This is a genomic window from Pontibacter sp. HJ8 (genome assembly GCF_054824225.1).
The window spans coordinates 171-2,897 of the sequence record NZ_JSYF01000542.1 but is presented as its reverse complement, the minus strand read 5'-3'; the positions used below and the strand labels follow the sequence as shown (position 1 = coordinate 2,897).

Sequence of the window (2,727 nt, the reverse complement as noted above, 5' to 3'; positions counted from 1 at the left end):
CCCCGCCGGCCAGGCGAAGCTATACAACAATGTCAGGTTAAAGTCTGAGAAGCCGCAGCCACGACAGCAGAATACGAGCGGCAAGCCCGCATCAGCGTAAGGTATAGGCGCAGCTAAATGATACAGCAGCTGACAGTGGTCATGAAATACTCCGGATTTCTCACTGTGTCCGAAATGACAAACAGTCGTTCGTAAAGCAGAATAACCTTTCACAACCTAAACCGGTAACAAATAAGACCTAATCAAACCCACTAAGACTATGCTTACCGGACGCGTGAATGCACCTGAGATCAATACAGAACATGGCTGGCTCAACACCGACCGGGCCTGGTCCATCAAAGACTTCAGGGGCAAGATCGTGCTGCTCGACTTCTGGACCTTCGGCTGCATCAACTGCCAGCACATCGTGCCGGACCTGAAGCGGCTGGAAGAAGAATTTGCGGAAGTGCTTGTCGTGGTAGGCGTGCACTCGGCCAAGTTCGATGCCGAGCGGCAGAACGAAACGATACGGCAGGCGATCCAGAAATTCGGCATTGAGCACCCGATCGTGAACGACGCTGATTATCAGGTATGGAATCAGTTCGGGATAAAAGCCTGGCCTACCACCGTCCTGATCGACCCGAAAGGGAAAGTGATCGGGCAGCATGCAGGCGAAGGCGTGTATGATACCGTGCGACCCTACCTACAGAAACTCAAAGAGGAATTCAAAGACGTACTGAACCGAGAGCCGCTGCGTTTCCACGTGGAGCAAGCCGACGGGGCACTGCTAAACTTTCCATCCAAGCTCACCAGCGACAGCGAAGGGAATATCTATCTATCGGACAGCGGCCACAACCGTATCCTGAAGCTCAACCAGGAAGGGCAGGTGCTGGAGGTGATTGGAAGCGGAGAAAAGGGTTTTGCGAATGGCGGTTTTGCGGATGCTACTTTCTATGAGCCGCACGGCCTGGCCCTGCACGGACAGACCCTTTATGTGGCCGATGCCAAGAACAATTCCATCCGGAAGGTAGACCTGCAGCACCGGATGGTAAGTACTGCTGCCGGGACGGGAGAACTGGATTACTACTTCCACGACGACAGCATAGGTATACCTGTGAATCCCAACAGCCCCTGGGACCTGCTCATCTACGGCGACAGCATGTTCATTGCCAATGCGGGCAATCACCAGATCCTGCGCATGGACCTGGAAACGGAGCAGGTATACCGCTTTGCCGGCAGCGGCCGCGAAGCCCTGACCGACGGGCCACTACGTGAGGCCGCTTTTAACCAGCCCAGCGGATTGGCCATCAACGGGAATGTGCTCTATGTAGCCGATGCCGAGGCAAGTGCGATCCGTACCGTGAATCTGAAAACCGGGATGGTGCTCACGCCATTGGGGCGGGGCCTCTTTGACTTTGGCGACGTGGACGGGTTCGTGGACGACGCGCTGCTGCAGCATGGTGTGGGGGTGGAGATCATCGACAGCGACGTCTACATTGCCGACACCTACAACGGCAAGGTGAAGGTGCTCGACATGTCACGGAACAGGGTGCGCACCCTCACCGATGGCCTGCATGAGCCCAACGATGTGCTATACCTGAACGGGCAACTCTGGGTCACCAGCACCAACAGCCACCAGCTGTTCCGGGTAGACCTGCACAGCGGAGAGAAGCAGGAGGTTATGGTGAAGTTTAAAAGTTAGAAAGGTATAAGTTTGACAGTTGGGAGGTTATACCTTTACTCGCTCTTCAATAAGCTGCATGCGCAGTTTCCGGAAAAACCTGAGCGTGACCTGAAAGATCGGGCTCATGATGAAGGTATAGAAGAAGGTAGCCACAAAAACGGGCCCGCCCATCAGGTAGCCGATCAGCAGAATGATACTTTCTACCAGGATGCGGGAGTGGCTGACGGATAAGCGTGTTCTTTCCGAAACCGTCATCATGAAACCGTCGCGGGGACCGGCGCCCACGCCACCGGCAACATAAAGGCCACCGGCTATACCTCCTATAATAACTGAGCAGGCCAGGTTGATGTAGTCCAGCAGGGTGTTGGTGGCAGCAGGCAGGAAATCGAGCCAGAGAAACAGGTCCATGAAAGGGCCGATCAGGAGCGCGTTCAGAAAAGTACCGATGTTGATGTATTTGCGGTTAACGAACCACGAAATTGCCACAAAAAACAGCCCTATGAGCGCACTCCAGGTGCCGATGGTGAAACCAAATTTCTGAAACATGGCCACATTCAGCACCTCCCAGGGGTGCAGTCCCAGGTACTTTACCTTCACAGCGATGGCATTGGCAAAGCCAAACAACATCAACCCCAAAAAGAAAAAACTATAGCTAATAACTCTCTCGCGCATAATATCAACGCCCCTGATTCAGAAGGGACTGGGCTAAAACAAAATCGGACGCAAGAAAGTTAATTTTAACCAGATAAGTTCGAAGTCAATGTTCCGACATCAAAGATTTTTCAGCCTGCCGTTGCGGTAAGCTGTCCTGTTTCACTTCCCGATTTGTGCCTGAAGGCCAGGTATAGTAGCGCCGCAAGTATACCTGATTTGGCCGGATCAGGCCGCAGTTTGCTTTTCCAGAAGTTCCTTCACCCGCCGGGCCTGCTGCACGTGGCGTTGCTGGTGCAGTACCACAAACTCCAGTGTCTCCCCGATGCGCAGTTTCAGCAGCTTAAAGAATTCCACAGGTATAGCCTTTTTGTTCAGGTCGGCCCTCTTGGCACTGGCCAGCAGGTTCAGCA

The 2,727-nt window shown here is 53.6% G+C and carries 2 protein-coding genes and 1 pseudogene; 1 reads left to right on the top strand and 2 read right to left on the bottom strand.

From position 1 onward, the window contains the following. Window positions 1–259: 259 nt before the first annotated feature. Window positions 260–1,681 carry a thioredoxin-like domain-containing protein gene (locus tag OB13_RS19095; RefSeq protein WP_461491779.1) on the top strand — a complete coding sequence of 474 codons (1,422 nt, stop codon included), beginning with the start codon at window positions 260–262 and terminating at the stop codon, window positions 1,679–1,681. A gap of 27 nt (window positions 1,682–1,708) precedes the next feature. On the opposite strand, the gene OB13_RS19090 is transcribed toward OB13_RS19095, so the two are convergent. Then, the gene (locus OB13_RS19090; protein WP_461491778.1) at window positions 1,709–2,335 is read right to left on the bottom strand and encodes a YczE/YyaS/YitT family protein; all 627 of its coding nucleotides are present in this window, start codon (window positions 2,333–2,335) and stop codon (window positions 1,709–1,711) included. Window positions 2,336–2,542: 207 nt separating this feature from the next. Continuing rightward, a pseudogene (locus OB13_RS19085) lies at window positions 2,543–2,727 on the bottom strand (DinB family protein); the annotation flags it as partial.